This is a genomic window from Fundidesulfovibrio butyratiphilus, from assembly GCF_054657235.1.
Genome location: NZ_BAAHXA010000002.1, coordinates 271,348 through 294,125, shown reverse-complemented (window position 1 = coordinate 294,125; position 22,778 = coordinate 271,348). Strand labels below are relative to the sequence as shown.

The window sequence follows — 22,778 nt, the reverse complement described above, 5'->3', positions numbered from 1 at the left end:
CGCGAATGTTCGTTTCGTCGATAACACACTGAAATTTTTTATTTTCAATGGGCGCTTCGCGCGTGATGCGCCCTGCGATCCTTCACAAGCGCAAGGAGAGACGCCATGTCCATATTTCGATTGACCATGCATCCGGCATCCGATGGCGATGCGCTGCTTCTCAGTTGGGGAGAGGACAACGCCCCGCATCATGCGCTGATCGACCTCGGACGTTCGGGAGATTATCGCCACCTGAAACCGCTGCTTCAACAAGCGGGCCAGTTCGAGTTGTTCACGATCACCCATATCGATATCGACCATATCGGAGGGGTGGTGTCCCTGTTCAAGGAAACAAAATTGCCCTTCACGCCGAAGCACATATGGTTCAATGCCTATGACCAACTGGTCGCGGCCAGAAACCGCCTTCCCCCGAGGAGCGTCACGTTGGGGACGAATCAGGGTGAACAGGTGTCGCAAGGCATCGGCAACAACAACTGGCCCCTGAATAAACAGTTCGCCAGCACGGTCGTCTCGGTGGACAGCCCCGAAGGAAGCCAACCGATCCCTTTCCCTGGCGGCCTCACCCTGCGGCTGCTGTCCCCCTCGGACACGAAGCTCGCTCAACTCCTTCCGGCCTGGGACAACGAGTTGCAAAAAGCCCGGATGCGCTTGGGCGACGCGGACGCGCCCCCTCCCGCCCGGGCCGGCGGCCACGTGGCCATGGGCGGGATCAACGTCGACTCTTTAGTGTCCCAGCCCTTCTCCAAAGATATGAGCGCGCCCAACGGAAGCAGCATCGCCTTTCTTGCGGAATTCGAGGGCAAACGCATTCTGCTGGGCGCGGACGCGCATGCGGACGTCATCGAGGCGTCGCTGAGCGCGTTGGGCGCTTCAAAAGACAGCCCGTACCCCATCGCTTGCCTGAAGGTCCCTCATCACGGCAGCAAGGCCAACACCTCTCCCGCCCTGCTCGACCTGATCGATTGCTCCTGTTTCGCCTTTTCGACCAACGGCACCCAACATGACCATCCCGACCCGGAAACGATAGCCCGCATTCTGAAAAAATACCAAGAGAGAGACAAAAGGCTGTTCTTCAACTTCCGACAGCCCCACACCGCCGTCTGGGACGCCCCCGCATTGAAACACCAGTGGAAGTACGACTGCGTGTTTCCGACGAACAACACGCAAGGCGTCACCATCGACATTTGACCTCCACGGGCAACGCCCCGCGGTCGCGGCCGGACGTTGCCAGGAAAGACGTTTGCGTCTACCGTGCCGCAAGCTCAGTGAACGATGCGTTGAAAAAGCCGATTGTCGCGGCCTGTTCAAGACACTCGCTGGCACGGCGCGAACGAACGTCAAACCCGAAGCGGCGCATGCGCACGGCCCGGGGGTGACGCGCCCGAAGCGGACGCGGCCAGCGGGGAATTTCGACGGACCGCCAAGGAGGACACCGCCGTGACCCGCGTCCCCCGCGCCCTGGCCCTGTGCCTGGCCCTGTGCCTGGTGGCCCCGGTCCCGACCGGCTGGGCCAAGACGGCCAAACCGGCGGCTCCCGCCGCCCCGGCTCGCGACCCCAACGCCCAGAGCCTGATGGAGTTTTTCAAGGACGAGGAACTCAAGTCGGCGAAGAATCTGGACTTCAAGATCATCGGGGGATACGCGGACATTCATACCGACTCGGCCCAGTCGTCGGGGCGCTACTTTCTGGCCGGGCAAAACATCGCCGCCGTGGCCCCGGACATCTACCGCCTGGACCTCACCTTCAAGCACAAGTACCAGCGCGACATCATCGACTACAATCCCGAGTATTTCTTCACACAACAGCGCAGCTACTACTTCTGGTACAACGGCGGCAAACGCCTGGTGTTCAAGCTCGGTTCCGGGAAAAAGACCTTCGACACCTCGAAAAAAGAAATCACCCAGATTAAGGTGCAGTCCCTGGAGACCTACACCGTGGAACGCCAGAAGCTCCTGATCAACCTGCAGTTCAAGGACGCCGGCACGTCCGTCACCCTGGAAATCCAGTTTCTGTAGACGGTCCCGCGCGCACTGGAACCCGCCCGCTTCGCAGCGTGCAGAGGCCCAAACGTGTCCGGAACGACGCGAAACGAAGCCCGCCCCCGGAACCCCGCATCGCGGGGTGGGGGCGGTGGATCAAGGCTGGTGCGTGCTGGTGAGTGGCGGGTAAGGCTAAACGGTGGGAAATTTCGCTTTCAAGCCGATTCCTTAGGATACGGCTTGCTTGACGGACGACGCGCCCGGTTCGGCCCGGTTTCCGCGGCGTCGGCCGGCCGTCTCGGCCGACGCCGCGGAGCCACCTTTGCCATGTCCTTTGCGCCTATCCAAATATCGCCCGGTGGTCCGATCCCCCGCAGGCCACCGGGGCGTCCGGGGCAATGGCATCCCCCCGGACGGGGCTTGAGGCGGTAGCCTCAAGCGTCTCTTTCGCTGCAAGGCGTTCTCAACCGCATCCCTCGCCGCCGCCGGTGCATCCGCTGGCGGCGCAGCAGCCTCCGGCCTTGCGCATCTTGAAGGCGTCGAAGTTGCCGGTCTTGTAGGCCGCGTCCAGGCCCTGGGTGATGAACCCGCCCATGGAGACCACGACGAGTCCTTCTTCTTCGAGAATGGTCTTGGGCGTGTCGCCCACGCCGCTGACCAACACGGCCCGGCAGTCCTTCAGGCTCTGGGCCAGGGCGTGCCAGCGGTTGGGTCCGCCGCCGGCCGGAGGGGCCGGGCGATCGGCGACATGCGCGTAGCCGCCCTTGCCGTCCTGGCCCCAGACGGAAAACGTCAGGGCCTCGCCCAGGTGCTGGTTGACGAGCATGCCTTCCCGGCTGGCCACGGCCACGTACGGGCGCGAGGTGTCCATGCCGGCGGGCAACTGGGAGCAACTCTCCAGGAGCCCGGAAAAATCGCGGGAGCAGTCGTGTTCCAACAGGCCCACGGCGTCGGCCCGGCAGCGCTGGCAGTGGCGCATCTGGGGCAGGTAGGTTTCGGCCGTGGCCCGGGCGGCTTCCACCTGGTCCTTGGTGGGGGCCGGAACGTTTTCGAACTTGGTGTCGGCGTTGGGAATGAGCGCCATGCAGTTGAAGAGGTCCACGCCCAGGGTCTTCATCTTGGCCGCGATGGCCTCGGTGTGGTGGTCGTTCACGCCCGGGATGAGAATGGAGTTGACCTTGACCAGAATGTCCCTGGCCTTGAGCAGACGAATGGCCTCCTCCTGGCGTTCGAGCAGCACGCGCCCGGCGTCGGGTCCCCGGTAGAGCACCTTGCCCACCCGGGCCCAGGCGTAGACGTTGGACGCGATGTCCGGGTCCACGGCGTTGACCGTGACCGTGACGTGGGACACCCCGATATCGGCCAACTCGTCCACGTGTTCGGCCAGGGCCAGGCCGTTGGAGGACAGGCACAGGATCATGTCCGGCCACCGGGACTTGATGCGGCGCATGGTTTCCAGGGTTTCCTTGGGATTGGCCATGGGGTCGCCCGGACCCGCGATGCCGGTCACCGTGACCTTGGGCATGACAGCCAGGACTTTTTCCATGTAGGCCACGGCCTGGGCCGGACTGAGCACCGCGGAGGTGACGCCCGGACGCGACTCGTTCACGCAGTCGTACTTGCGGTTGCAGTAGTTGCACGAAAGGTTGCACTTGGGCGCCACGGGCAGATGCACGCGGGCGCAAGTGCCCTTGGCGTCCTTGTTGAAACAGGGGTGCTTGGAGAGGTCCATGGCCATGGGGGGCTCCTTAGATGTATCCGTAGCCGATGTCGGAATCGGCCTGCTTCTTTTCGATGACGGCGTTGACCACACGGTCGAAGAGGTTCTGCGCGCCCTGGTAGCCGAGGCTGAGCAAACGGTGCCCGCCGAAACGGTCGTGAATGGGAAAGCCCACCCGAACCAGGGGAACGCCCATTTCCCGGGCCAGGCGATAGCCCTTGGAGTGGCCGAGAAAGAAATCCGGGGCCAGCTCGCGGGCCATGTCGGCGATGTCGTAGAAGTCCGCGCCCTCGCGCACCTCGGGCAATTCGGGCATAAAGCCCTCGCACGCGGCGTGGACCGCCGCCTTCATCCGGCCGGACTTGCCGCCCCCGGCCACCAGCACCGGGCGCACGCCGATCTCGGCCATGAGCGAGGCCAAACCCACGCAGAGGTCTTCTTCGCCGTAGATCACGCAGCGCTTCTGGGAGACGTACTTGTGCCCGTCCACCAGGGAGTCGATGTAGCGGCCGCGTTCCAACTGGTAGCGCCGGGGCGTCTCGCGGCCGGAGAGGGTTTCCAGAACGGAAAACAGCTCGTCCGTGGCCCGCAGGCCGATGGGCAGGCCCATGCGGTTGAGCGGCACGCCAAAGCGTTCGCGCAGAAGCGAGCCGGCGGATTCGGGCTTTTCGGGGTCCGGCAGGGTGGCCCCGAACTCGATGCTGGCCGGAGCCGAGCCCATGCGCTTGATGGCGGCCAGCGGGGTCCCGCCGGAGGGAATCTTTTCGTAGTCTTCCAGGGCCGGACCGTCCAAGGTCTCGGAATAATCGGGCAAAATGGTCGCGCTCAGGCCGAAATGTCCGAAAACGTCCTTCAGGAGGCGGATGTCGGCCGGAGAAATGAACCCCGGAAACACGTTCACCGCGTCGGTGGGTTCGGCGTTGGACGCCAACTGGTCGGCCAGGGCCAGCACCGCGGCGTGGAAGCCTTCCATGTGCGAACCGGCGTAGCTGGGCGTGGACACGTTGACCACGTCGGCCAGGGGCAAACCGGCGAACTCGCGCTTGAACTCCTTGATGAGGCCGGACACGTCGTCGCCGATGGTCTCGGTCAGGCAGGTGGTGGCCACGCCCACCAGGGACGCGCCATACTTTTCCATGACCGTGAGCAGGCCCTTCTTGAGATTGGGCCCGCCGCCGTGGATGGCGTGCTTCTCGCCCAGCGAGCTGGAGGCGATGTCCATGGGCTCGCGAAAATGGCTGATCAGATAGCGGCGCATGTAGGTGGCGCAGCCCTGGGAGCCGTGCAGAAAGGGGATGGCCCCTTCCACGCCGCGAAACACCAGGGTGGCCCCCAGGGGCTTGCACAGCTTGCAGGCGTTGGTGGTGGAGACGTAAGACTCCACGGCCTTGCGCCCGGACTTGGCCTTGGACAGGGGCAGGGTGGCGGGGGCGCTCATGCGGCCACCTCCTTCTTGGCGGCGGAGTTGAGGGCGGCCTTGGCCCGGCGGGGCACGAAGCGCCAGACCGGGCTCATGACCGTGCGGTGCACTTCGAGGGCGAAGTTGTACATGCCGATGAAGCCTTCCAGGGCTTCCTTGCGTTCGTGGTTGTGGTCGCAGAATCCCACGCCCAGCTTGAAGGCGATGGGGCGCTCCTTGACGCCGCCCACGAAGATGTCCACGTCCTTTTCCTTGATGAAGGCCGAAAGTTCGAGAGGGTTGGAGTCGTCGACGATGATGGTGCCTGGGTCGCACACGGCTTCCAACTCGGCGTAGTCCTCTTCGGTGCCGGTCTGGGAACCGGCGATCACCACCGTCATGCCCAGGTGCCGAAACGCCTTGATGAGCGAAAAGGCCTTGAACGCTCCGCCCACGTAGATGGCGGCCTTCTTGCCTTCCAGGTCCCGGCGCATCTCCTGAAGCTTGGGATAGAGCACGGCCAATTCTTCACGCACCAGATCGGCGGCGCGCTCGGCCATGCCCGGGTCCTTGTCGGCGAAGAACTCGGCCACCTTGTACAGGGCCTCGGCCATGTCCTCGATGCCGAAGTAGGAGACCTTCATGAAGGGCATGCCGTACGCGTCCTTCATCATCTTGGCCAAGTCCATGGTGGAGCCCGAACACTGCACAATGTTGAGCGCCGCGCCGTGCGCCCGGCGGATGTCGGCCACCCGGCCGTCGCCGGTGATGTTGGCCACCACCTGGATGCCCATGCGTTCGAAGTAGTCGCGGATGATCCAGATCTCGCCGGCCAGGTTGAAGTCGCCCATGATGTTCACGGAAAGGGGGGACACGTCCGAGACGTCGCCCGTGCCCATGAGGGTGAACATGGCCTTGCAGGCCGCCAGGTAGCCCTCGCGCTTGTTGCCCTTGAAGCCTTCGGACTGCACCGGAATCACCGGAATGCCCTTTTCCTTCTCCACCTGCTTGCACACGGCGGCCAGGTCGTCGCCGATGATGCCCACGATGCACGTGGAGTAGACAAAAGCCGCGTTGGGCTTGTGGCGGTCGATGAGTTCGGTCAGGGCGGCCTTGAGCTTCTTTTCGCCACCGAAGATGACGTCCATCTCCTGCAGATCGGTGGAAAAGGACAGCCTGTGCAGTTCGGGACCCGAGGAGAGAGCGCCCCGAATGTCCCAGGTGTAGGCGGCGCAGCCGATGGGACCGTGCACCAGGTGCACGGCGTCCGCGATGGGATAGAGCACCACCCGCGACCCGCAGAACACGCAAGCCCGCTGACTTACGGCGCCGGCCAGGCTGTCGCGGTTGCAGGCCAGGGAGAAGGTTCCCTCACCCTTGCGGTATATCTGGTCCTTGCGTTCTTCGAAAATGGCCTGGTCCATGTGTGCCTCTCGTGCGGAGATCCGCTGCCCGGTCGCGACGACGACAATGGTGAAGCGACTCGAGATTGCAGAGGCTTATCAAGACCCGTGCCAGAACGTATCTAACTAAAATAACAGGCTTTTTTTGATTTGCGCGCGACAAGGACCGCGCGGGATGCGACAAATTGGAAGAGGGATTGTACAAAAATGTACGAAGAAGCGCGCAAACGCGGCCGGTCAGGCCGACCGCACGCGCGCCTGGCGATAGCGCTCGATGGGTCCCTGGAAGAACCGGTGAATGGCGTAGCTGGCCGCCAGGGTGGCGACCAGGGTCCAGGGGATGACCACCCAGGTGCTGGAGACGTAGTACTGGCTGATGATGAAAAGAAAATGGTGCGTGAGGTAGACCGGGTAGGAGAGTTCCCCGAACTCCCGATCGAACGCGTTGTGGCGCGTGAGGTGAAACAGCGTCGGAATGGCCAGAAAGGCGAAGGGATAGACGGCGAAGGATTTGCCCTGCGCCCCGGGCACCACGGGATAGACGAAAAGGTAGGCCCAGAAGGCCGCGCACAGGGCCTTGGCGGCCAGGCCGGACAGCAGGCCCGTGTCCTTGAAGCGCTGGTAGACGCGAAACGACAGCACACCCAACAGGAACAGGGAAAATCCCGAGGTGGGGAACCGAAACGGCCAGAACTCGTCCATGCCCGGCTGCAAGTCGAGCCCCATCTTGAGGGCCAAGAGCGGCAGGACCAGCAAGACCAGATTCCTGGAACGCCACCTGACGAGAAACGGCGCGAACAAATAGCAGAGAAACTCCACCTCCACGGACCACGCCTGGGGGATGGCCAGTCCCAGGAAGCCCGGCATCGACCCCGGACAGTTCAGGCAGACCCCGCCCTCGGGCGCGAGCGAAATCATGAAAAGCCCGTCCTGCCCGAACAGGAACAGGTTGGCCACCACGGCCCAGCATCGGACCCAGACCGGGGCCATGCCGAACCAGTGCAGAATGGGAGCGGCGAACATTTCCCGTTTGTGGATCAGGGAGGTCACGGAAAAAAACGCCACGATGCATCCCAGCAGCAGGAGATACGTGGGATACAGACGCAGGATGCGGTTGGTGAGAAACAGACGCACCCGGCCCGGACCGGCGTATTTTCCGCTCAGGATAAGGGCCATATAGAAGCCGGAAATCATGAAAAAGATTTCCACGGCCAACCGGGCTCCAGGCCCGACGTTGGAGGGCATATGGAAGACGGGCAGGAAATGATTGATGCAGACCGTCAAGGCCAGAAAGACGCGTAGTGTTCCCATGCTGAGTCTATTCGGAGCCGCAAGCGGGGGAGCAAGGCGTCTCCGGGCTCCTGTCGGCGCGAGGGCGTCCTGTGCTTAGCCGATGGGGACGGGGTTTGGCAAGATCATGGCCGTGTCCCGGCGGGACGGATCGGCGCTTGAAAATAGGGATTTGCCCTATTCATTATCCTATTGGCTTGGGATAAATTTTCCGACCGTGTGCAGCATGAAACCGCTTGATGGATCCTGCGGCAACAAGAAAATGCCAGGAGTGCCTTATGGACTGTGAACTGCTTGAAAAATGTGGGTTTTTCAACAATTTTTGCAAATCGAATTCCGTGGCGGCCGGCTTTTCCGCTCTGTATTGCAAGTCCCAGGAGAAATCGAATCTCTGCGAAAGGAAAAAATACAGGCTGAAAAACGGCAAGCCCCCGCCCGACAACATGGCGCCGACCGGAAAAATGCTCTAGTCACGGCCCATGCCGCGCCGGGAAACCCTGGCGGGACACGGCATGCACAACATTTTCGCATGGGGCGGGCTTTCGGGCCGGCCCCTTCTTCGTTTTGCCTCGGCGGCGGCTCGCCACGCCCCGAGCGCACTCCGCCTTCCCGGAAAAATCCGCTTGCCGACTCACGCGCGGCGCCCCCCGGCGCAAGTCGCCGTGCGCCACGCCCCCGAGGCTCTGGCGAACCGACGCTCGGCCCGCGCCCTACTGCGCCCCGGGCTTCACCACGCCGAAACGGGCCAGAATTTCCGCCAACTTGGCCTGCAGATTCGGAGTGAATTTGGCCACCAGGGGCAGGTTCACCAGGGCCACCACTTCGGAGCGGAACTGTCTGGCGCTCCACAGACGCTGCACCGCGGTGACCAGCTTGGGCTCCATGTTGGAAAGGCGCAAGGCCTCGGCCAGGTCCTGTATGGTCTTGGCCTTGAAGAGCAGCCAGTTCGGCGAGGTGGGATCGTCCTCGAAATAGACCTTTTGGCGAATGCGGTTGAGGCCCTCCGACGCCAGGGCCTCCACGGTCTTGCGCGACGCCCGGCGGTGCTTGAACAGACGCACCTGCACCTTGCTGCCCGCGTCGTCGCCGGCCTTTTCCGTCATGAAGCCCAAAAGCGCCAGTTCGATCATGAGCTGATAGGCGTGGCGCATGGCCACCGGATGGAACGCCCCGGCGGTGGTGAACACGGCGTCCAGATCCCGGGGGCTGAAGCTCTTGAGGGCCCGGCCCATGTCTTCCCGGCTGATGCCCAGGGCCAATGCGCCGCCAACGCACAGGGCCAGCACCTGATTCTTGAGAAAGGCCTTGACCGTGGCGGGGTCCTCGTCTTCCCCCACGTCGGGCAGATGGCCCAGGGCCGCCGCCCCGGCCTTGGCCGTGACCTGGTCCATGGCGGCCACGCGCCCCAGAAATTCCGCGTCGGTCTTGGCGTATTTTTCGTGCAACAGGGACTTGGGCAGTCCCGAGACCAGGCCGGCGGCGAACACCGCCGCCTGTCGGGCCTCGAACACGGTCTGGACGTGCTCGAAAGCGGTCTGGAGCCGGGTCTTGTCGATGGTCTTGTCCCCGACCCCGGGCAGTCTGGCGGTAAGGGCGTCCAGGGAGATGCGCAGGGCCAGAAACGCCCCCTCCCGCACCAGGCGGTATTGCTCCCCGGCCAAAACCTCGTCGTAGGCCTTGGCCACGAACTCGAAGAGAAACGTCTCGAAGAAGCCGCGCCAGTAGCGCGCGTCCGCCTCGCCGGCATTGGCCAACTCGTCGATGCGGGCCAGGGCCCCCTCGCCGAACCGGTGGAGCACGGTGTCCCCGAGTTCGTCCCGGATGATGCCGATAACGAAAATGTATCCCTGCAGGCATTTGGCCAACAGGGTCTCGCCCACCAGCAGGGCGCTTTCCAGGTCGGGGATCTGGTCCTCGGCCCCGGTGCGCTTGGCCACCTCGTACTGGTTGAGCTGGGCCACGAACTCCACCAGCCATTCGCGCAGGTGCGCGTATCCGGGCTGGGTTTCGCACCGCGTGGTCAGGGTGTTGACCAGATTCTGCTGGTCCGCTTCGCTGGCGGGAAATTCGGAAATGCGCTCCTTGTTGGCCGAAAGCAGCGACAGCAAAATGTCTCGCTCCACCACTTCGCGCCTGGACGAGGCTTCCTTGAGTTGGCGAAGGGTGATCAGGCAGGCTTCGAATCGGGCCTGGGCTTCGGGGGTGGCTTGGGGCATGGCGCAGTTCCTGATTTTTGAGCGCTGGGGCGCATCCCCCTTGTACACGGAAACCGTCCGGGGGAAAAGCGCCAGAGCCGTTTTTGACTACTCGCCACCGCCACGAAATCCGGACAGAGCCGCCCCCGCCAGAGCCAGTCCGGCGGCTGCGGTCAAGGCGGCCGAGAACCCCGAAAGAAAGGCGCTCTGGCCGCCCAGACCGGCCAGGACGGCCGTCTGGCGATACTGTTCGAACACCGCCGTGGCCAGGGCCACTCCGCAGACCATGCCCAGGTTGCGCACCAGGGCCATCAGGCTGCCGGCCACACCGCTTTTGGACCGGGGAGCGCTGCCCAGCACCGCGCTGTTGTTGGGGGCCATGAACACCCCCGCGCCCAGCCCCACGCAGGCCTGCCCCAGGGCGGCGCGCCAGAAGGTGGCGTGGGGACCGAGAAGGGTTTGGGCGTAGAGCGCCCCGGCCAGCACGATGAGCCCCCCCGCGGTGAGCAGGGACGCGGGCGCCTTTTCGGAAGCCAACCCGGCCAGCGGGGCGACCACGGCCGTGACCAGGGGGTGCATGGCCAGCACCAGGCCGGTGTCCGCCGCGGTCATGCCGACCACGTTGGTGAGCAGAAACGGCAACAGGATGATGTTGGCGAAGAGGGCCATGAAGCACAACAGCGAAGCCAGGTTGCCGAGGGCCAGGGGGCGGATGCGGAAAAGCGACAGGTCGACCAGGGGGCTTTCGGCCCTGGCCTGGCGGCGCAGAAACAGCGCCAGGGCGCAGCCGGCCACCACGCACGCGGTCAGGGTGCGCGGCGAGGACCAGCCCCATTCGCCGCCGTGCCCGGCCACCAGCAAAAGGCTCACCATGCCGGCGGCATAGATGAGCGCGCCCACGAAATCGAAGGGTTCCGGGGCGCTTCGCCTGTCGTCGGGCAGCACCACGTGGGACAGCGCGGCCCCGGCCAGGCCGATGGGCAGGTTGAGGAAAAAGAGCATCGGCCAGCCCCACAGCCCCATGAGTAGTCCTCCCAGGGCCGGACCGGCCAGCGAGCCCAGGGAGACCACCATGCCGATGGTGCCCATGGCCCGCCCCCGAGTGGGGCCGGGGAAGCTCATCATCACGATGGCCGGACCGTTGGCCATGAGCAGGGCCGCTCCCACGGCCTGGACCACCCTGGCGCCCACCAGCCACCAGATGCCGTGGGCCAGGCCGCACAGGGCCGAGGCCGCGGCAAACACGAGAAAGCCCAGACGATAGGCCCCGCGACGCCCGTACATGTCGCCCAGACGCCCGAAGGCCGGCAGCAGACACGAAATGCACAGAAAATAGGCCGACACCACCCACTGGGCCTGGGGCAGGTGAACGCCGAAGTCCTTGGCCACCACGGGCAGGGCCACATTGACGATGCCGCCATCCAGGGTGGCCATGAAGGTGCCTGTGCACGACACCGCCAGGCAGGCCCAGGGGTTGGCGCAAAAGCCGTGCTCCGGCCCGGCGGAAGCGTTGGGGGGTCGAGTCATCCTGTCTCCGAGAAACGGCCGGAGCCGCCTGATTGCCGAGTTCCTCCAAAGGACGCGAAACGGTCCTTCGCGCGGCAGCGATAGCGGGAAGACGCGCACGAGGCAACCCCGCCGCCCGCGGGGAACGCGAAAGGCCCGACCCTGGTCCCGCGCCCTGTCGGCAGGCGCGACCCGCACGCGGGGCAACCGTGGCCAGGGCGTGTGTTTCGGGCTCCGCGCCACGAGAAACCGCCGGAAACTTTCGTCCCCGGCGGTCCACCCTTGGAGGTTCGCGGCCCGGCCGCAAGCAGACTCTAAAGAAGATATTCTTCGCAGACTTCCCCGTTTTCCAGGGCGTCGAGAATTTCGTCCACCTTGTCCTCGCTGTCCACCCCGCCGTACCACCAGGCTTCGGGGTAGACCACCATGATCGGACCCTGCTCGCACTGTTTGAGGCAACCCGTGCCCGTGATGAGAATGTCGAGCCCCCGATCCAGGATCTCGGTCTCCAGGTATTGCAGAAGGCCGCCGCCCGATTTGTAGCAGACGCCTTTGGGTTCGCCCTTGGCCCGAAAGCTGTTGCAGACCAAAATATGATGTGTAGGCTTGTTGACCATGACTTGTCTCCCTCGCGCGGATCGTGCCGGGACGCCTGCCCGTGGCTCGCCGCCTTGACGTTTTTGCGCGCCCCGCTCGGGGGGGTCCGGGGGGAATCCTTCCCCCCGGCCGCCGGAGGCGTCTGTTTGCCTCTGTCTTCTGTTTTAGAACACGAGCTCGAACTGAATCTCGCTGTCGTCGCGGTCGCGGCGCGAGAGAATGGCGTCGAGCATCTTTTCCATCAGGCGCATGGCGCCCTTGTAGCCCACCGACGGGAAGTACGAGTGCCCCATGCGGTCGAGAATCGGGAAGCCGTGCCGGATAAGGGGGATGTCCTCGTCGCGCGACACGTACTTCAGGTAGGTGTTGCCGATGAGCAGATCCACGGGCTCCTGCTTGATCCACTGGTGCAGCAGGAACATGTCGCCCGGGCACTTGACCTTGACCTCGCCGGGCACGTCCTTGACGATCTCGCGGATGGTCCGCTCGAACTTGTTGCCCGGCGTTCCCGAGACGATGTAGGCCGGGATCATGCCCAACTCCACGAGGAAGCGGGTCAACGGGATGAGCTGATCCGGGTCTCCGGCCAGGGCCACGCGCTTGCCGTGGAAGTACTGGCTGTAGTCGCTCAGGATGTCGATCACCTGGCCGCGTTCGAAGTCGATCACGGCCGGCACGGGCTTTTCGGCCACGGAGTGCATGGTCTGGATGAAGGCGTCCGTGGCGGCCAGTCCGATGGGCAGCTCAAGCAGGGTGCAGGGCACCTTGAACTCCGCGTCCAAGTGCTTGGCCGCGGCGGCCGTGGCCCATTCGCCCAGGGCCAGGGTGCGCATGGCGTCGCCGGCGCTGGCGATGTCCTCGATCTTGGCCCCGCCCTTGGGATACATCTCGTAGACGCCGGTCAGAGGGGCGTTGACCACCCCGGAAGTATCCGGGAACAGGTTGAACTCCACCCCCATGAGCGTGGCCAGACGACCGATTTCGGCCATGTCCGACGGCTCGCAGAAGCCGGGGATGATGTTGAGCTTGCCGTTCTTCACCCCCGTGGACTTGGCCAGGTACTTCGCCATGCCCAGCACCATGTTCGAATAGCCGGTGACATGGGAGCCCACGTACGAAGGCGTGTTGGCGTGGATGACGTACTTGCCTTCCGGCACCTTGCCGTCGCTTTTGGCCTTTTCCACGATCTGGGTCAGGTCGTCGCCGATGGTCTCGGAAAGGCAGGTCGAGTGCACGGCGATGATGTCCGGTTCGTAGACCGAGAACATGTTCTGTATGGCGGTGAGCAGGTTGGACTGCCCGCCGAACACGCTCGAACCTTCGGTGAACGAGCTGGTGGCCGCGGAGATGGGCTCCTTGTAGTGACGGGTGAGCGCCGAACGGTGGTAGGCGCAACAGCCCTGGGAGCCGTGGGAGTGCGGCAGGCAACCGTGGATGCCCAGGGCCGCGTACATGGCGCCCACCGGCTGGCAGGTCTTGGCCGGGTTGATGGTCAGAGCCTGCCGATCTTCGTTGATTTCCGCCGTTGTGTGCTTGAGAAGCGTCATGGTTTGTTCCTCCTAGCCGACCACGTAGGAAGCTTCGAGTTCCGGGCCTTCCTTGTGCCAGGGGGCCTTGATCTTGTCCCACACCTTGGTGCTCGTGATGCGGTCGATTTCCCGGTAGAAATTGACGGCGCCCTTGAATCCGGCGAAGGGTCCGCCGTAGTCGTACGAATGCAACTGCTTGAGCGGCACGCCCATCTTCTGCACAGAGTACTTTTCCTTGATGCCGGCGCAGAAGACGTCAGGCTTGTAGATCTCGATGAGCTTCTCGGCCTCGAACTGGTTGAGGTCGTCGATGATCATGGTCTTCTTGGGCATGTCGGGGATGAGTCCCTCGTACTCCTTGAACTTGAAGCCCGAGTTCTCCAACTCCTTGCGCCGCTCTTCGCTCAAGCGGGGCTTGTACTCGTTGGGGTCGGCCTCCACGTGCAGTTCTTCGATGTTGCGCGAGTCGGCGTCCACCTTGATGTCGGGGATCACCCGGCGGCCTTCGTAGTCGTCGCGGTGGGCGAACTCGTAGCCCGCGGCCAGGGTGGTCATGCCCATCTCGTGGAAAAGCTCCTGGTAGTGGTGGGCGCGCGACCCGCCCACGAACAGCATGGCGGTCTTGCCCTGGGTGCGGGGGTGCACCTCGGCCAGGGCGGCTTCCACCGGGGGCATTTCCTCGGCGATGACGTCCTCCACGCGATCCATCAGCTCCTTGTCGCCGAAGTAGGCGGCGATCTTGCGCAGGCTCTTGGCCGTGGCGTTGGCGCCGATGAAGTTGATCTTCACCCAGGGGATGCCGTACTTGGTCTCCATCATGTCGGCCACGTAGTTGATGGAACGGTGGCACATGACGGTGTTCAGGTCGGCGGTCTGCGCCGAGGCGAAATCGTTGTAGGTCGAGTTGCCCGAAAACGTGGCGTTCAGGACAATGCCGCACTTGTTGAGTATGCGCTCGATCTCGAAGGCGTCGCCGCCGATGTTGTACTCGCCCAGGATGTTGATGACGTACTTGCCCGTCTTGTTGGGCGTGTCGGACGTGCCGATCACCTCGGTGAAGATCTTGTTGTTGGCGATGTGGTGCCCCGCCGACTGGGACACGCCCTTGTACCCTTCGCAGGAGAAGCCGAACACGTTGATGCCGAGCTTCGCCTTCATCTCGCGGCAGACGGCGTGCACGTCGTCGCCGATGAGGCCCACCGGGCAGGTGGAGAACACCGCGATGGCCTTGGGCTTCAAGAGGTCGTAGGCCTCCTGGATGGCCTGCTTGAGCTTCTTTTCCCCGCCGAAGATAATGTCCTTGTCCTGCATGTCCGTGGAGAAACAGTAGGGCATGTAGTTCGCCGCGTCCGGGGCGCTGGCGTCGGTCTGGTTGCGCCTGGTCAGCCAGGAGTAGAACCCGCAGCCGATGGGACCGTGGGTAATGTTGACGATGTCGCGGGTGGGGCCCAAAATAACGCCCTTGCAGCCCGCGTAGGTGCAACCGCGCATGGTGATGATGCCGGGAACCGTACGGACGTTGGCCAGGATTTCCCGCTCGTCGTTGCCTTCGTTCTCCGTGACGAAAATCTGCTGGGACCGCTTGCGCGCCACTTTCGGCGGATACTTGGCCAAAAGCTCCTTCTTGGCCTCTTCTGGATCGATGGGGGGCGAGACCACATGGTCCTTCATCGGTGCGTCCATATATACCTCGTGTCGGGCTCGACGAGCCCGGCTGTTATTCGATGGCGGGAGCGCCGGCTTCTCCGGTGCGCACCCGCACGGAGTCGGCAACCGGGGCCACGAAGATCTTGCCGTCGCCGGCGGCGCCTGTCCTGTTGGCCTCCATGATGGCCTTGACCACGCCTTCCACCTTGTCGTCGGGCACCACCACGGTGACCACGCGCTTGGCGAAAAGCTTTCCCTTGCTGCCCAGAACCTCGGCGGCCTCCTGGTAACCCTCGGCCGCGCCCTGGGCCACCAGGGCGTTGACCAGGCCCTTGCCCCGGCCCCAGGCCTCGTGGGCGAAGAAGGCGGCCAGGCCGGACTCCGTCAAGGCCCGCTTGGTCTGGTTCATCTTGTTCATGCGGATGACGGCGATGACTTCCTTCATGGCCTGGCCTCCCCGACCGAAGACAGGTCGGTTTCCTTGACGCCCGAACTGATGGTGTACATCTCCTCCACCGGGGTGACGAAGATCTTGCCGTCGCCAAAGTTGCCCTTGCCCCCGGTCCGGGCGGCTTCGATGATGGTCTTGACCACGAACTCCTGGTCCTTGTCGCCGACCACGGTCATGACCATGACCTTGGGAATCTCGTCGTAGGTGATCTCGCCGATCTTGATGCCGCGCTGTTTGCCGCGCCCGGCCACCGACATCTTGGTGGCGGCCGGAAATCCGGCGTCCATGAGCGCCGCCAGAACGTCGTCCGCCTTCTCGGGCCTGACGATGGAACGGATCATGATGAGCATGCGGGTATCTCCTGCTGGTTGGGGTTCACGTCGTCTGGGTCTAGTTGGCGATGCCGTATTCCACGAGCAGCTTTTCGAGTTCCTCGATGGCCAGCGGCTTGGGAATGACGAACATGGAATTGTTTTCGATCTTCTTGGCCAGGGTCAGGTACTCGTCGGCCTGGGGGTGCTCGGGCGAGTAGTCGATGACCGTCTTGCGGTTGAGCTCGGCCCGCTGCACCTGGTTTTCACGGGGCAGAAAGTGGATCATCTGGGTGCCCAGGCGATCGGCCAGGGCGGTGATGAGTTCGGCCTCGCGGTCGACCATGCGGGAGTTGCAGATGAGCCCGCCCAGGCGCACGCCGCCGGCTTCGGCGAACTTCACGATGCCCTTGCAGATGTTGTTGGCCGCGTACATGGCCATCATTTCGCCGGAGACCACGATGTAGATCTCCTGGGCCTTGCCTTCGCGGATGGGCATGGCGAACCCGCCGCACACAACGTCGCCCAGGACGTCGTAGAAGGCGTAGTCAAGGTGCTTGTCTTCCTTGTAGGCGCCCAACTGTTCGAGCAGGTTGATGGAGGTGATGATGCCGCGCCCGGCGCAACCCACGCCGGGTTCCGGACCGCCGGACTCCGTGCACATGGTGCCCATGAAGCCGACCTTGAGGATGTCGTCGAGTTCGACGTCCTCGCCTTCCTCGCGCAGGGTGTCGAGCACGGTCTTCTGCTGCAATCCGCCAAGGAGCAGACGGGTGGAGTCGGCCTTGGGGTCGCAGCCGACGACCATGACTTTCCTGCCCATCGAAGCCAGACCGGCCACGGTGTTCTGTGTGGTGGTGGACTTGCCGATGCCGCCCTTTCCGTAGATAGCGATCTTTCTCATACACGCCTCCCGGGTGATGATGGATTTTGTCGAAAGCGAAACTCCTCTCGCAAAGGGCGTGCCAGGGCGACCTGTTTTTTACAATTTTCGTTATTCTCGTGTTTCGGCGCGGGCTGCGGGGCGTGCCGCTCCCGGAGGCGCTCCGGCGAAACTCGGGGTGCGACAGTTTTGTCAGACAATATTGTAAGAAAAGTTCCTTCAAAATTGTCCAAGAGGAAGGACGCAGCGAGCGGCGGGTCGAAAAGAACGCGCGCGACCGGTTCCCGGGGGTGGGCCGGCAACCGATCGCGCTTGAGTCGCGTGGGAGGGGAAATACCGAGGGGAAAAGAGGGGGAGGCGGTCCGCCCGCCGGGGTCAGCGGGGGCTTTCGGGCTCGTCCCGGCAGGAGGAGCAGACCCGGTTTCGGCCCTGGGCTTTCGCTTCGTACAGGGCCCGGTCCGCGTCCTTGAGCACGCTTTCGATGGAGTCGTGCCCCAGGTCGACGCTGGCCACCCCGATGCTCACCGTGGTGTGAATTGTGGAATTTCCATTGGCCACGGACAGCTCGGCAATGGCCTTGTGCAGACGCGAGGCCGTGAACAGGCCCTGGGTTGCGTCGGTCTGGACCAGCAGGGCGGCGAACTCCTCTCCACCGATACGGCAAAAGAGGTCGGAGCCGCGCAGGAGGTCTTCGCAGACCTTGGCCACGGCCACCAGCACCATGTCCCCGGCGTCGTGGCCGAATCGGTCGTTGATGGATTTGAACCGGTCGATGTCCAGCACGAGCAGGCTCAAGGGCGTGCCGTAGCGTTTGCAGCGTTCGAATTCCCGCTGCCCGCGATTGCAAAATTCCCGCCTGTTGCCCACCCCGGTGAGCGGGTCGGTGCGCGCCAGGGTGTTGAGCTTTTCTTCATGCAGCTTGATGGTGGTGACGTCGCGGAAACTCCAGATCCACCCCGTATAGTTCAGTTCATCCACCGTCTTGCGGGAATTCACCGCGAAGTACTTGCCATGTTTGGTAAGAAAAACGTAGTCGTTCAACGAAAAAATGTCGCCGTTCGACGGCGAAAGCTTCACCGCGCAATTCGAATTGGAAGCGCAGCTGCAAATCGCCTCGAAAAAACTCCACACGCTGCTTCCGACATAGTCCTTCGAAATGTTGAACATGGAGTAGATCTGGCAATTGACTTGCTCGATGTGCAGACTCCGGTTGGCGACGACTATGCCGTCGAATATGGAATCGATCGTCGTGCGCAGGATGGACTCGCTTCTGACCAGCGCTTGCTCCATTCGTTTTCGATACGTGATGTCCACGTTGCATCCCCGTCGCCCGAGATAGACGCCGCGCTGGTCATAGATTGGCCTGCACGTGTGCAGAATCCACGCTTCTTCTCCGTTTTTCTTCCTGACCAGCAGTTCGATTTCGCAATGCGCCTCGTGATTGTTCCGAATGAACTCCTCATGCTTCAACCAGGTGTCGCGCGAGCGTTGGGCCATGATGCATTCCAGGAGCGACTGCGAACAGAAGACGTACTCCTGGGTGGTGTAGCCGGTGACGGCTTCGCAGGCTTGCGAAACCCACACCAGCTTCCCGGCCGGGTCTCGCCAGAATTCCCAATGGTAGGTATAGTCAGCAATAATACGAAGCGTCTTCACATCGTCAATCATACCAAAACCTATCGCCGTATTCCGTTGACTTGTAAACGTTCTATCACATTGCAGCTTGCCGTCGTAGCGGGATGAACTCAACTTCCAGCCTCCGAATATGCACAATTCAATGTGCCATATTCCTTCAGGCTCTGGTTCAGGTCAATCCGTGAAATGGAATACTCCTTATTACAACGGGGAATAGTGTTGCAGACATTAGGATTTTCTTGCAGATGTAAATAAGAAAGTTGGCCTTGCCCTGTTTCATGATTATTGATAGCGCTTCAGGCCGTTTGGCGACGGGCATGTGAAGACGCTTCCTGGCTATCCGTCCCGCCGTGGCATCGAACCTCAGACAAACTACCATTGCCCATGCACTGCCTATGGTCGTGCGCGTCTCTTGCCAAAAAACTGGTGCTCAATGCTTTACAATAGGGAATTTGACTTAAATCTGCTTCCAGCTTTGAAAGTTCTTCTCGCCGAAAAACATATTTCCCGGGCCGCCTTGCGAATGGGCGTCACCCAGTCGGCGATGAGCAAAATGCTCGACAAGCTTCGTCAGGCGTTCAAGGACAAACTCCTGATCCGGCGCGGAGGAGTATACGTCCTGTCCCCCCTGGCGGTCCAACTGCAAAACGCCCTGGAAGCGGTGATGCCGTCGCTTTCCGCCATTTTGAACGGCCACGAGTTCGATCCTTCCACGATCAACCGGGTGTTCAACATCGCGGCCACCGATTTCGGAGCCTTCATCATCGTCCCCCACCTGATCGAGGCCCTCAAGGACAAGGCCGCCTCGGTCCGGATCGTTCCCTGGAGCGACTCCGTTTTCGACGACCTGCGCCTGGGCGCCGTGGACATCGCTTTTTGGCCGTATCCGGCCCCGAAAGAGTTCAACTTCCGCACCGTGCTGCAATGCGGCATGAAATGCCTGGTCCAGAAGGCCCAGGCTCCCCAGTCCGGCCGCATCACGATGGACGACTACATCGAACGCCAGCACGTGTGCGTCACCCGGTCGGACAAGTACAACTCGCTGGTGGACCTCCTGCTCTCGGCGCGGGGCTACTGCCGCAACATCAAGGCCTATGTGCCCTATTTCATGGCCGCCGCCTTCGTGGCCGCCTCGTCCGAATGCGTGGCCACCGTGCCCGACCTCATGGCCGCCCCCCTCGCCGCCGTCACCGGGACCCAGATCGTCGATCCCCCGAAGGAATTTCCGACCATCGACTACCTGCAGGTCTGGCACGAAAGCATGGACGGCAACGTGGCCCACGCCTGGCTGCGCGACAGGATTTACGAGGTGTGCTCGAACATCACCGCCTCGTAACAGCTTGTTGAAAAATCCTTGCTGGCCGCGTTGCTGCGAAAAACGCAAACCCTCAACGGATGCCCACTCCGCTTCGGGCTTGACTTTTTTGCGCGCCTTGCCAGCACGTTGTTTGAACAGGCTGCATGAATCGACTTTTTGGGCGGGCTGGTAAGGCCGCGCCATCCTGTCCGAACCACGTTTTCGTCTTCCCGGAATCCACCGGCCATCCGCCCATCCCGCCGCGCCGCCCCACGGCGCGCCGGCCTGCTCCGGCATTGACACGCCATCGCACTTTTCCTACACGATGAGGTATCCTACCCTTTCCTATGGGTGCGACTGGCCTTCGGGCTGGTCCCTGGCCTCGCGCGGTACAAGGACCAGGCCGGACCGAACCGGGAACCTTTCACCTGATGAGGACGCCATGAAGACTGTTTCGTACGCGTGTTGGGCCCTGCTGCTGTGCTGTTTTATCGCCCTGTCCGCTTCGCCGGCCTCGGCCCAGTTCGGAGTGCTGCAAAAAGGCCTCGACGCGGTGACCAAATCCAAAGACAGCTCGTCCGGCTCCGCGCCGGCCGCCACATCCGGCAAGGGCTTCTCGGGCGGCGTTTCCAAGCCTCTGGCCCAGGCCACGACCTTCAAGAACACGTCGCGCAATTTTGAATTCACCATCCCGGCCGGATGGGAAAAGGTGTCGGGCGAGCCGGATTCCGAGGACGTCAGCTACCAGATGCCCGGAACCACCATGGGCTTTACCGTGCACATGACCCGGATGCAGATGAGCTTTCCCGCCAAGTCCTCGGTGGACGCCAGCCTCAAGTCGGCCAAGGAGGACATAAAGATCGACAAGCTGCTGGAAGCCAAGCGGCGCGACGACGGCACGCCCAAGAAGAAGTGCGGGATCATCGGCTGGGAAGTGGTGGAAGCCCCCCAGAAGAACGGCATCCAGCGCATCATCTGGCAGGGATACGACAAGGACAACTACTACATGAATTTCATGGCCTTCAGCGCCAACGAGGACTTTACCGCCTCGCGGGAAACGCTGCGCCGGATCATGGACTCCATCAAGTTCTGCAACAACTGACCGTCTCTGACCGAAGGGCGGGGGAGGCCCGGCCTCTCCCGGCCCTTCGCCGCACAGGGGGCCAACCCCCTTACGCTCCCGGTTTCCGCGGCGTTCGGCCGCCCCGCTCCGTTCGCGGGAAGCGCCGCGCCCCCCAGGCGCGCCTCCGGCCGCTTTTCAGGCCGAGGCCACCAGGTTCATGACATCGCGGGCCATGGTGCGGCCGCAACGCTCCTTGCCCAGTTCGGCCCGGTTGTCGTCCGAGGCGCAGCCGGCCAGGGCGTCTTCCAGCCGGCACGAGTACCGGGAATCCCAGATCTCGTGGATGCCACCCATCTTGTAGAAATTGTCCAGACCGGGCGCGAACACCGGCAACGTGTGACTGAGCCCTTCCAGAAAGTCCTGGGAAAGATGGGTCACCTTGGCCATGGCCGGCAGGTTCATGACCGAAGTCCTGGCGTCGTGAAAGGCGCACACCCGGTCCGCGCACATGCCGCAGGCGATGAACCCGCCCGCCACCGAGTTGCCGTAGACCACGGCCAGCAATTTGTGTCCCCGGCGTCGGGCCATGTCCTGCAGGGCGGCCAGGTTGGCGATGTATTCGAAAAGTCCGAGCAACTCTTCGCGCAGGGCCATGCGCTGGCCGCTGTTGTCCACTAAAAGCACGATGGGACGCCCGGGATGGTCGCGCATGACGTTTTCGAGCCCCTGACCCAGGGCCAAAATTCCCTCCAGCCCGATGGGGGCGTTGTTCGCGGCCCCGAGAACCGCCGCCGTGGTTTCGCCCCGGTCGCCGATGCGGGCCTGACCCGTGAGCACGTTTCCCTTCATTTCCACGCGCCAACCGGCCGGAAACAGATTCTTCAACGCTTCGACCAGGTTCATGCTCGTCCCTCCCCAAGCGCCTTTCGCTCGGCCTCAAGCTCCCGGACGTCCATGTCCGGGATGGCCTCCGGGTGCGCAAAGCCCATGGCGCGCCAGACGTCCAGGGCGTCGCGAGCCTGGCCGAACCGCTCCAGGCGCTCGGCGAGCGCCGCCCGCTTGGCGGCCAGGCTTTCCAGGCTGTAGTCGACGGGTTCGTCCATGGCCCGGATGACGGCCTGGCGAAAGGAGGGAATGTCGTCCTCCACCAGGTGGCGCACCGCGCCGAACAGGTAACGGTTCTTGCCTCCCGTGGTCCGCCAGACCAGGGCCTTGTCGTGGGAATCGAAGGCCTGGGCCCCCATGGTGGTCTCGATGACCTCGGGACCGGATACGCCCATGCGTCCCCGCGCGGAAGCGACGAGCAGGTCGCAACAACCGCAAACGATGCCCGCGCCCCCGAAACAACCGCGCGAACCGCCCACCACCCCGATCACCGGCACGCCCGCGTGGCGCAGGTCGAAAACGCCGCGCATGATTTCCGTGACGCCGATTTCGCCGGCGTTGGCCTCCTGAAGACGGACCCCGCCCGAATCGAAGAGAAAGACAAAGGCCTGCGGCCGCACGCGCAGGCTCCGCTGGAGCATTCCGGCGATCTTGGCGCTGTGGACTTCCCCGAAGGCCCCGCCCATGAACCGGCCTTCCTGGGCGGCCAGGGCCACGCGCCGCCCGGCAATGCGGGCGTCGCCCACCACGGCCCCGTCGTCCGGCGCGGCCGGCAGGTCGAAATAGGCCAGGCTCGGGCTGGACGCGCCTTGGCCGGGTCCGCAAATTTCCGAAAAGCTCGCCTCGTCGACCAGGCCTTGGATGCGTTGCCTGGCGCTGGCTTCGAAATAGCTTTGTCCGGTGGTGTTCATGGCCTTGCCTCGTGTGGTCGTCGCGTGTTGCCCAAGCCCCAAACGCCCCGCGACCCGTTTGCCCGCGCCAGGGCCC

The 22,778-nt window shown here is 63.3% G+C and carries 19 protein-coding genes; 4 read left to right on the top strand and 15 right to left on the bottom strand.

Going from position 1 to position 22,778, the window contains the following annotated elements:
* The first annotated feature begins 105 nt into the window (after window positions 1–105).
* Both ACYQ01_RS12440 and ACYQ01_RS12435 read left to right on the top strand, forming a co-directional pair.
* The gene (locus ACYQ01_RS12440) at window positions 106–1,188 is read left to right on the top strand and encodes a ComEC/Rec2 family competence protein (protein WP_459934180.1); all 1,083 of its coding nucleotides are present in this window, start codon (window positions 106–108) and stop codon (window positions 1,186–1,188) included.
* Between the two features lie 249 nt (window positions 1,189–1,437).
* Window positions 1,438–2,016: a hypothetical protein gene (locus ACYQ01_RS12435; protein ID WP_459934179.1), complete on the top strand. Its 579-nt coding sequence runs from the start codon at window positions 1,438–1,440 to the stop codon at window positions 2,014–2,016.
* Window positions 2,017–2,443: 427 nt separating this feature from the next.
* Here ACYQ01_RS12435 and nifB read toward each other — a convergent pair whose 3' ends face one another.
* The 13 genes from nifB to ACYQ01_RS12370 all read right to left on the bottom strand — a co-directional run bounded on the left by nifB (window position 2,444) and on the right by ACYQ01_RS12370 (window position 18,579).
* Window positions 2,444–3,718, bottom strand: coding sequence for a nitrogenase cofactor biosynthesis protein NifB (gene nifB, locus ACYQ01_RS12430; RefSeq protein WP_459934178.1), 1,275 nt, complete (start codon window positions 3,716–3,718; stop codon window positions 2,444–2,446).
* Between the two features lie 10 nt (window positions 3,719–3,728).
* The gene (locus ACYQ01_RS12425) at window positions 3,729–5,138 is read right to left on the bottom strand and encodes a nitrogenase component 1 (RefSeq protein WP_459934177.1); all 1,410 of its coding nucleotides are present in this window, start codon (window positions 5,136–5,138) and stop codon (window positions 3,729–3,731) included.
* Window positions 5,135–6,523, bottom strand: coding sequence for a nitrogenase iron-molybdenum cofactor biosynthesis protein NifE (gene nifE, locus ACYQ01_RS12420; protein WP_459934176.1), 1,389 nt, complete (start codon window positions 6,521–6,523; stop codon window positions 5,135–5,137). The genes ACYQ01_RS12425 and nifE overlap by 4 nt, the downstream gene beginning before the upstream one ends.
* 216 nt (window positions 6,524–6,739) lie before the next feature.
* On the bottom strand, window positions 6,740–7,813 hold the full coding sequence (locus ACYQ01_RS12415; protein ID WP_459934175.1) for an acyltransferase family protein: 1,074 nt from the start codon (window positions 7,811–7,813) through the stop codon (window positions 6,740–6,742).
* A gap of 689 nt (window positions 7,814–8,502) precedes the next feature.
* The gene (locus tag ACYQ01_RS12410) at window positions 8,503–10,008 is read right to left on the bottom strand and encodes a hypothetical protein (RefSeq protein WP_459934174.1); all 1,506 of its coding nucleotides are present in this window, start codon (window positions 10,006–10,008) and stop codon (window positions 8,503–8,505) included.
* An 87-nt stretch (window positions 10,009–10,095) separates the two neighbouring features.
* A complete protein-coding gene (locus ACYQ01_RS12405) occupies window positions 10,096–11,514 on the bottom strand; it encodes a DHA2 family efflux MFS transporter permease subunit (RefSeq protein WP_459934173.1) in 1,419 nt (472 codons plus the stop codon).
* 293 nt (window positions 11,515–11,807) lie between these two features.
* Window positions 11,808–12,110 (bottom strand): (2Fe-2S) ferredoxin domain-containing protein, encoded by a 303-nt coding sequence (locus ACYQ01_RS12400; protein ID WP_459934172.1) that lies wholly within the window; start codon window positions 12,108–12,110, stop codon window positions 11,808–11,810.
* A 144-nt stretch (window positions 12,111–12,254) separates the two neighbouring features.
* The gene (gene nifK, locus ACYQ01_RS12395) at window positions 12,255–13,637 is read right to left on the bottom strand and encodes a nitrogenase molybdenum-iron protein subunit beta (RefSeq protein WP_459934171.1); all 1,383 of its coding nucleotides are present in this window, start codon (window positions 13,635–13,637) and stop codon (window positions 12,255–12,257) included.
* A gap of 12 nt (window positions 13,638–13,649) precedes the next feature.
* Window positions 13,650–15,302, bottom strand: a complete 1,653-nt coding sequence (gene nifD, locus ACYQ01_RS12390) for a nitrogenase molybdenum-iron protein alpha chain (RefSeq protein WP_459934170.1) — start codon at window positions 15,300–15,302, stop codon at window positions 13,650–13,652.
* Between the two features lie 34 nt (window positions 15,303–15,336).
* Window positions 15,337–15,711, bottom strand: a complete 375-nt coding sequence (locus ACYQ01_RS12385; RefSeq protein WP_459934169.1) for a P-II family nitrogen regulator — start codon at window positions 15,709–15,711, stop codon at window positions 15,337–15,339.
* Window positions 15,708–16,067, bottom strand: a complete 360-nt coding sequence (locus tag ACYQ01_RS12380; protein WP_459934168.1) for a P-II family nitrogen regulator — start codon at window positions 16,065–16,067, stop codon at window positions 15,708–15,710. Before ACYQ01_RS12380 ends, ACYQ01_RS12385 begins: the two co-directional genes overlap by 4 nt.
* 40 nt (window positions 16,068–16,107) lie before the next feature.
* Window positions 16,108–16,932, bottom strand: coding sequence for a nitrogenase iron protein (nifH, locus tag ACYQ01_RS12375; protein WP_459934167.1), 825 nt, complete (start codon window positions 16,930–16,932; stop codon window positions 16,108–16,110).
* A gap of 354 nt (window positions 16,933–17,286) precedes the next feature.
* Complete coding sequence (locus tag ACYQ01_RS12370; RefSeq protein WP_459934166.1) at window positions 17,287–18,579, bottom strand: sensor domain-containing diguanylate cyclase; 1,293 nt, start codon at window positions 18,577–18,579, stop codon at window positions 17,287–17,289.
* Between the two features lie 400 nt (window positions 18,580–18,979).
* Between ACYQ01_RS12370 and ACYQ01_RS12365 the strand changes: the two genes are divergently transcribed.
* Both ACYQ01_RS12365 and ACYQ01_RS12360 read left to right on the top strand, forming a co-directional pair.
* A complete protein-coding gene (locus ACYQ01_RS12365) occupies window positions 18,980–19,882 on the top strand; it encodes a LysR family transcriptional regulator (RefSeq protein WP_459934165.1) in 903 nt (300 codons plus the stop codon).
* A 403-nt stretch (window positions 19,883–20,285) separates the two neighbouring features.
* Complete coding sequence (locus ACYQ01_RS12360) at window positions 20,286–20,945, top strand: hypothetical protein (protein ID WP_459934164.1); 660 nt, start codon at window positions 20,286–20,288, stop codon at window positions 20,943–20,945.
* Window positions 20,946–21,101: 156 nt separating this feature from the next.
* On the opposite strand, the gene ACYQ01_RS12355 is transcribed toward ACYQ01_RS12360, so the two are convergent.
* Both ACYQ01_RS12355 and ACYQ01_RS12350 read right to left on the bottom strand, forming a co-directional pair.
* The gene (locus ACYQ01_RS12355; RefSeq protein WP_459934163.1) at window positions 21,102–21,809 is read right to left on the bottom strand and encodes a biotin-independent malonate decarboxylase subunit gamma; all 708 of its coding nucleotides are present in this window, start codon (window positions 21,807–21,809) and stop codon (window positions 21,102–21,104) included.
* A complete protein-coding gene (locus tag ACYQ01_RS12350) occupies window positions 21,806–22,702 on the bottom strand; it encodes a biotin-independent malonate decarboxylase subunit beta (RefSeq protein ID WP_459934162.1) in 897 nt (298 codons plus the stop codon). The genes ACYQ01_RS12355 and ACYQ01_RS12350 overlap by 4 nt, the downstream gene beginning before the upstream one ends.
* Between the last annotated feature and the right edge of the window lie 76 nt (window positions 22,703–22,778).

Excerpts from the sequence above, each read along its gene's own strand:
- ACYQ01_RS12440 (WP_459934180.1), top strand. The coding sequence starts at position 106 with ATGTCCATATTTCGATTGACCATGCATCCGGCATCCGATGGCGATGCG.
- nifB (WP_459934178.1), bottom strand. The coding sequence starts at position 3,718 with ATGGCCATGGACCTCTCCAAGCACCCCTGTTTCAACAAGGACGCCAAG.
- ACYQ01_RS12425 (WP_459934177.1), bottom strand. The coding sequence starts at position 5,138 with ATGAGCGCCCCCGCCACCCTGCCCCTGTCCAAGGCCAAGTCCGGGCGC.
- nifE (WP_459934176.1), bottom strand. The coding sequence starts at position 6,523 with ATGGACCAGGCCATTTTCGAAGAACGCAAGGACCAGATATACCGCAAG.
- ACYQ01_RS12415 (WP_459934175.1), bottom strand. The coding sequence starts at position 7,813 with ATGGGAACACTACGCGTCTTTCTGGCCTTGACGGTCTGCATCAATCAT.
- ACYQ01_RS12410 (WP_459934174.1), bottom strand. The coding sequence starts at position 10,008 with ATGCCCCAAGCCACCCCCGAAGCCCAGGCCCGATTCGAAGCCTGCCTG.
- ACYQ01_RS12405 (WP_459934173.1), bottom strand. The coding sequence starts at position 11,514 with ATGACTCGACCCCCCAACGCTTCCGCCGGGCCGGAGCACGGCTTTTGC.
- ACYQ01_RS12400 (WP_459934172.1), bottom strand. The coding sequence starts at position 12,110 with ATGGTCAACAAGCCTACACATCATATTTTGGTCTGCAACAGCTTTCGG.
- nifK (WP_459934171.1), bottom strand. The coding sequence starts at position 13,637 with ATGACGCTTCTCAAGCACACAACGGCGGAAATCAACGAAGATCGGCAG.
- nifD (WP_459934170.1), bottom strand. The coding sequence starts at position 15,302 with ATGGACGCACCGATGAAGGACCATGTGGTCTCGCCCCCCATCGATCCA.
- ACYQ01_RS12385 (WP_459934169.1), bottom strand. The coding sequence starts at position 15,711 with ATGAAGGAAGTCATCGCCGTCATCCGCATGAACAAGATGAACCAGACC.
- ACYQ01_RS12380 (WP_459934168.1), bottom strand. The coding sequence starts at position 16,067 with ATGCTCATCATGATCCGTTCCATCGTCAGGCCCGAGAAGGCGGACGAC.
- nifH (WP_459934167.1), bottom strand. The coding sequence starts at position 16,932 with ATGAGAAAGATCGCTATCTACGGAAAGGGCGGCATCGGCAAGTCCACC.
- ACYQ01_RS12370 (WP_459934166.1), bottom strand. The coding sequence starts at position 18,579 with ATGATTGACGATGTGAAGACGCTTCGTATTATTGCTGACTATACCTAC.
- ACYQ01_RS12365 (WP_459934165.1), top strand. The coding sequence starts at position 18,980 with ATGCTTTACAATAGGGAATTTGACTTAAATCTGCTTCCAGCTTTGAAA.
- ACYQ01_RS12360 (WP_459934164.1), top strand. The coding sequence starts at position 20,286 with ATGAAGACTGTTTCGTACGCGTGTTGGGCCCTGCTGCTGTGCTGTTTT.
- ACYQ01_RS12355 (WP_459934163.1), bottom strand. The coding sequence starts at position 21,809 with ATGAACCTGGTCGAAGCGTTGAAGAATCTGTTTCCGGCCGGTTGGCGC.
- ACYQ01_RS12350 (WP_459934162.1), bottom strand. The coding sequence starts at position 22,702 with ATGAACACCACCGGACAAAGCTATTTCGAAGCCAGCGCCAGGCAACGC.